This is a genomic window from Mesorhizobium sp. M7A.F.Ca.AU.001.01.1.1 (assembly GCF_004022735.1).
GTDB lineage: Bacteria > Pseudomonadota > Alphaproteobacteria > Rhizobiales > Rhizobiaceae > Mesorhizobium > Mesorhizobium ciceri.
The window spans coordinates 1-5,119 of sequence record NZ_RZPF01000494.1 but is presented as its reverse complement, the minus strand read 5'-3'; the positions used below and the strand labels follow the sequence as shown (position 1 = coordinate 5,119).

5 protein-coding genes are annotated in these 5,119 nt (G+C 62.5%); 4 read left to right on the top strand and 1 reads right to left on the bottom strand.

Annotation, left to right across the window (positions count from 1 at the left end):
- The first annotated feature begins 640 nt into the window (after nt 1-640).
- The gene (locus EN884_RS25300) at nt 641-946 is read left to right on the top strand and encodes a BA14K family protein (protein WP_013531394.1); all 306 of its coding nucleotides are present in this window, start codon (nt 641-643) and stop codon (nt 944-946) included.
- Nucleotides 947-1,132: 186 nt separating this feature from the next.
- On the top strand, nt 1,133-1,492 hold the full coding sequence (locus EN884_RS25295; RefSeq protein ID WP_013531395.1) for a hypothetical protein: 360 nt from the start codon (nt 1,133-1,135) through the stop codon (nt 1,490-1,492).
- Here EN884_RS25295 and bhcR read toward each other — a convergent pair whose 3' ends face one another.
- Nucleotides 1,493-2,314, bottom strand: a complete 822-nt coding sequence (gene bhcR, locus EN884_RS25290; protein ID WP_063170248.1) for an HTH-type transcriptional regulator BhcR — start codon at nt 2,312-2,314, stop codon at nt 1,493-1,495. It abuts the gene before it with no gap.
- A gap of 214 nt (nt 2,315-2,528) precedes the next feature.
- Between bhcR and gcl the strand changes: the two genes are divergently transcribed.
- A complete protein-coding gene (gene gcl / locus EN884_RS25285) occupies nt 2,529-4,310 on the top strand; it encodes a glyoxylate carboligase (protein WP_063170247.1) in 1,782 nt (593 codons plus the stop codon).
- A 26-nt stretch (nt 4,311-4,336) separates the two neighbouring features.
- On the top strand, nt 4,337-5,119 hold a 783-nt coding region (otnI, locus tag EN884_RS25280), incomplete at its 3' end, for a 2-oxo-tetronate isomerase (RefSeq protein ID WP_128360796.1).

The following is a 5,119-nucleotide window of genomic DNA, read 5'->3' as shown; positions in this document are numbered from 1 at the left end:
CTTCAAGAAGTTCTGGTGGAAGCACTACAACCACCACCACAACCATCACCACAGGCACGGCAGGGTGATCATTTTCCTTTGATGGAGGGACCCAATTCCCCAAGAGGGCGGCTTCGGCCGCCCTTTTTGCGTTCGGCGATCACCTTGTGAAGTAGGGCGGCAAAGCTGCTGATCCCCGGCAAGCTACGGCATGCACACATTTCCAAGCAACTGGTCTTTGGCGATAGAGTGCATGGCAGCTTGGCGCATGCATTGCCTATGCGGCGCTGGTCCCGCTCCGTCTCGGCTTCGCCGAGCCAACGCTCGCCCACCAACGCTCCTTTCCTTTCCCTCCGGAGGGGGGAAGGTGGCGCTGCGAAGCAGCGACGGATTGGGGGACCCACCCGGCAATCGGGCCTCGGGCCGATCAGTCACCCCAGTCATAGCAGATATGTGCGTGGCATAGCCCCCAGCAAGTGGGGGAGATTGGCCGCATCAACGTCCTCGCCAACCCTTTCCAGTCGCCGTCAGCGTGGACCTCGGTCCATCCGATTTCCCAGCTCCAGAAAAATCAAAAAAGTTCGAACCTTTTTCCTGGCTGTGACGACAGATGATCAAGAGGCGGATGGATCGCCTCGGTCAACGAAGCAAGGAGATCGTCATGTTCAAGAACACACTCGTTTCCGGCCTTATCGCCACCGCCGTCGCCGCCGCCACGCTGGCCGGCACCGTGCAGCCTTCGGCCGCCCACAGCCATCACCACAACCGCGAAATCGGCATCGGCATTGCTGCCGGCGTCGGCGGCTTCGTCCTCGGCAGCCTGCTCGCCCAGCCGCGCACCGTCTATGTCGACGAAGGCGGTGGCTCGTGGCATGTCCGCCGCTGCTACGATCGCTATGCCAGCTACGACGCGGACTCCGATACCTATCTCGGCCACGACGGATACCGCCACTATTGCCGTCTCTGAGGGGAGGACCCGTTCAGCAACAGAGGGGCCCATGCGAGCCCCTCTTCTGTTGTCTGGATGGTAGCGGTGCGTGCTCCATCGGCCGCTTCAGCGCAGAACTGAAGGGATTGGTCCGGCGACAGATCGGACAGTGTACAGAGATTTTCCGAGCGTCTATCCTGGACCGCGAAACGCGGGGAGAGACCCTTGGACGAGCAGGACCCCAGGGAAGACCTGGTCGAAACGGTTTTCCGCAACGGCACCGTCACCACCGTCGGCATCCTGCTGGCGTTTTCGCTGGGCTTCATCACCCATTGGGCCGCCAACCCGATCCCGTGGCAGACCTACCATCTTGTCGCCGTCCTGCCGATCCTGGCCGGCATTGCCTTGCAGATGCGGGCGCTCTCGCTGCTGCTCGACACGAAATGCCTGCAGCGGCGCATCTATGAACGCGCCAACCGCATCTTCATGGCCGGCCTGATATTCACCGCCTGCGGCGTCGGCATGGCCATCCTTCTCGATTTCTTCGATATCGCGACCAGGAGCGCGCTGCCCGGGGCGGGCTGATCAGCCGGCTCGCACGCCGCCGATCATCCTGGTCACCTCGGCTGCCGCATCGCGCACCAGCGGGCCGATCTCGGCCAGCCGCTCCGGCGTCACCCGCACCGTCGGTCCCGACACGGAAACGCCGCCGATCGGCTCGCCGAATTCGTTGAAGATGGCGGCTGCCACGCAGCGCATGCCGGGGTGCCGCTCCTCGTCGTCGACCGACCAGCCGCGCTGCTTGATCCGCGCCAGATCGTGGGCAAGCGCCGAAATGTCGGACAGCGTCCTGTCGGTGAAGCGCTGCAGGCCTGCCTTGCGCAGCATGGTTCCGACGCGCTCCGGCTCGAGATGCGCCAGCACCGCCTTGCCGATGCCGGACGCATGGAAGGGGCTGCGCGTGCCCGGCCGGAAGAAGGCGCGGATCGCCTGATGCGTCTCGACCTGGCTGACGAAGACCACGCAATCGTCCTCGGCGACGCCGAGATTGGCGGTCTCGCCGGTTCTCTCCATCAGCTCCTGCATGACGACACGCGCGCGGTCGACCAGCTTGCGGCGGCGCAGGAAGGCCGCGCCCATACGGTAGGTCTCGACGCCGATCGACCACAGCTGGTCTGATGTGTCGAATTCGACCATTCCGTGGTTTTGCAGCGTCGTCAGCATGCGGTAGGCGGTGGAGGCGGCAAGCCCGCTCTGCGCCGATATCTCGCTCAGCGACAGGCCGCTGCCTTCCGCGACAATGGCCAGGATTCTCAGCGCCCGATCGAGCGACTGCACCGAACTGGCCTCCGAGGGCCCATTGAAAGCGCGCGGCCGGCCGCGCTGGCGTTTTTCCGTGGTTTCCATGGCGCCATTCTCGACCGATCTCGCCAAATGCACAATGAAAAAGTTTTTCACTAAAATCGCAGGCCGGATTCCTAGAAAACGGAAAATCCAATAAAATCAGCATATAGCCGTTGTTTTCTCTAAATGAAAAAATATTCTGAAAAAATTGAAAAATAGCCGGCGTGCTGGCATCCTCAGCCAATCCAACAATGACAAACCCGTGGAGGGCTGGAAAATGGCCAGGATGCGCGCTGTCGATGCCGCGGTTCTCGTTCTCGAAAAGGAAGGCATTTCCTGCGCTTTCGGCGTGCCGGGCGCGGCGATCAATCCGTTCTATTCGGCGCTGAAGGCGAGGGGAACGATCCGCCACGTGCTTGCCCGTCACGTCGAGGGCGCCTCGCACATGGCGGAAGGCTTTACCCGGGCCAAGGCAGGCAATATCGGCCTGTGCATCGGCACTTCGGGTCCGGCCGGCACCGACATGATCACCGGGCTCTATTCGGCCGCTGCGGATTCCATTCCGATCCTGTGCATCACCGGCCAGGCGCCGCGGGCGCGGCTGAACAAGGAGGATTTCCAGGCCGTCGACATATCAGCCATTGCCGCGCCGGTCGCCAAATGGGCGGTCACGGTCATGGAGCCCTATCTCGTCCCCATGGCGCTGCAGAAGGCCTTTCACCTGATGCGCTCGTCGCGGCCGGGTCCGGTGCTGATCGACCTGCCGGTCGACGTCCAGCTGGCCGAGATCGAATTCGACATCGATGCCTATGAGCCGTTGACGCCGTTCAAGCCGGCCATGACGCGCGCCCAGGCCGAAAAGGCGTTGACGATGCTCAACGCCGCCGAAAAGCCGCTGATCGTCGCCGGCGGCGGCATCATAAACGCCGATGCGTCGGATTTGCTGATCGAATTCGCCGAGATTTCAGGCGTGCCGGTCATCCCGACCTTGATGGGCTGGGGCGCGATCCCCGACGACCACCGGCTGATGGCCGGCATGTGCGGGCTGCAGACCTCGCACCGCTATGGCAATGCGACGATGCTGGAAGCCGATTTCGTCTTCGGCATCGGCAACCGCTGGGCCAACCGTCACACCGGCTCCGTCGATGTCTATACCAAGGGCAAAAAATTCATCCATGTCGACATCGAGCCGACGCAGATCGGCCGTGTCTTCGCGCCGGATCTCGGCGTCGTTTCGGATGCTGGTGCTGCGCTGAAGATGCTGCTCGACGTCGCCACCGAGTGGAAGACGGCAGGCAGACTGCGCGACTGGTCCGGCTGGGCGAAGGAATGCCAGGCTCGCAAGAAGACGATGAAGCGCAAGACGCATTTCGACCAGGTGCCGCTGAAGCCGCAGCGTGTCTATGAGGAGATGAACAAGGCGTTCGGCCGCGACGTCACCTATGTCACCACGATCGGCCTGTCGCAGATCGCCGGGGCGCAGTTCCTGCATGTCTACAAGCCGCGCAACTGGATCAATTGCGGCCAGGCCGGCCCGCTCGGCTGGACCTTGCCGGCTGCCCTTGGCGTGCGCGCCGCCGATCCCGACCGCACCATCGTGGCGCTGTCGGGCGACTATGATTTCCAGTTCATGATCGAGGAACTGGCGGTCGGTGCACAGCACAAGCTGCCCTATCTCCATGTCGTCGTGAACAACGCCTATCTCGGCTTGATCCGCCAGGCGCAGCGGGGTTTCTCGATGGACTTCGAGGTCGACCTTGCCTTCGAGAACATCAACCGGGCAGGCGATCCCGAGGCCGGCTATGGCGTCGACCATGTTGCCGTCGCCGAGGCGATGGGCTGCAAGGCGGTCAGGGTGCGCAAGCCGGAAGAGTTCGCCGGTGCCTTCAAGGAGGCGCAGCGGTTGATGAAAGAACACCGGGTTCCGGTTGTCCTCGAATTCATCCTCGAACGCGTCACCAACATCTCGATGGGCACCGAGATCGACAAGATCACCGAATTCGAGGAGCTTGCCGAGAGCCACGAAGATGCGCCGACGTCGATCGTCATGCTGGATTAGGCTTGGCGGAGAAAAGGAGAAAAAGAATGCCGCGTTTTTCAGCCAATCTTTCGATGCTCTTTGGCGAGCATGAGTTCCTCGACCGTTTCGATGCCGCCGCCCGCGCCGGCTTCAAGGGCGTCGAATATATCGGCCCCTATGACCATGCGCCCGATGTCGTCGCCGCCCGGCTGAAGAAGAACGGCCTGACCCAGGTGCTGTTCAACCTGCCGGCCGGCGACTGGGGCAAGGGCGAACGCGGCATTGCCGTGCTGCCGGACCGCGTGCCGGAATTCCGCCAGGGCATCGCCAAGGCGATCACCTACGCGCAGGCGCTCGGCTGCCAGCAGGTCAATTGCCTAGCCGGCATCGTGCCCACCGGCGCCGACCGCAAGGTGCTGGAGGACGTCTTTGCCGAAAACCTTGCCTTCGCGGCGGAAAAGCTGGAGCAGGCCGGCATCAGGCTGCTGATCGAGCCGATCAACACGCGCGATATCCCGGGCTTTTTTCTCAATTATACCGATCAGGCGTTGGCGCTTATCGACCGTGTCGGGTCGAAGAACCTGTTCCTGCAATACGACATCTATCACATGCAGATCATGGAGGGGGATCTCGCCCGTACCATCGAGGTAAACCTCGACCGCATCGCGCATATCCAGCTTGCGGACAATCCAGGCCGTCACGAGCCGGGGACGGGCGAGATCAATTTTCCCTTCCTGTACGAGCACATCGACCGCATCGGCTATTCCGGGTGGATCGGGGCGGAATACAAGCCGAAGGCCGGGACGGAGGCTGGGCTGGGGTGGTTTCAAGCATTAGCCGGGCAGGGA

Bases quoted from the DNA above. Each gene is read 5' to 3' on its own strand.
- EN884_RS25300 (WP_013531394.1), top strand. From the start codon at position 641: ATGTTCAAGAACACACTCGTTTCCGGCCTTATCGCCACCGCCGTCGCC.
- bhcR (WP_063170248.1), bottom strand. From the start codon at position 2,314: ATGGAAACCACGGAAAAACGCCAGCGCGGCCGGCCGCGCGCTTTCAAT.
- gcl (WP_063170247.1), top strand. From the start codon at position 2,529: ATGGCCAGGATGCGCGCTGTCGATGCCGCGGTTCTCGTTCTCGAAAAG.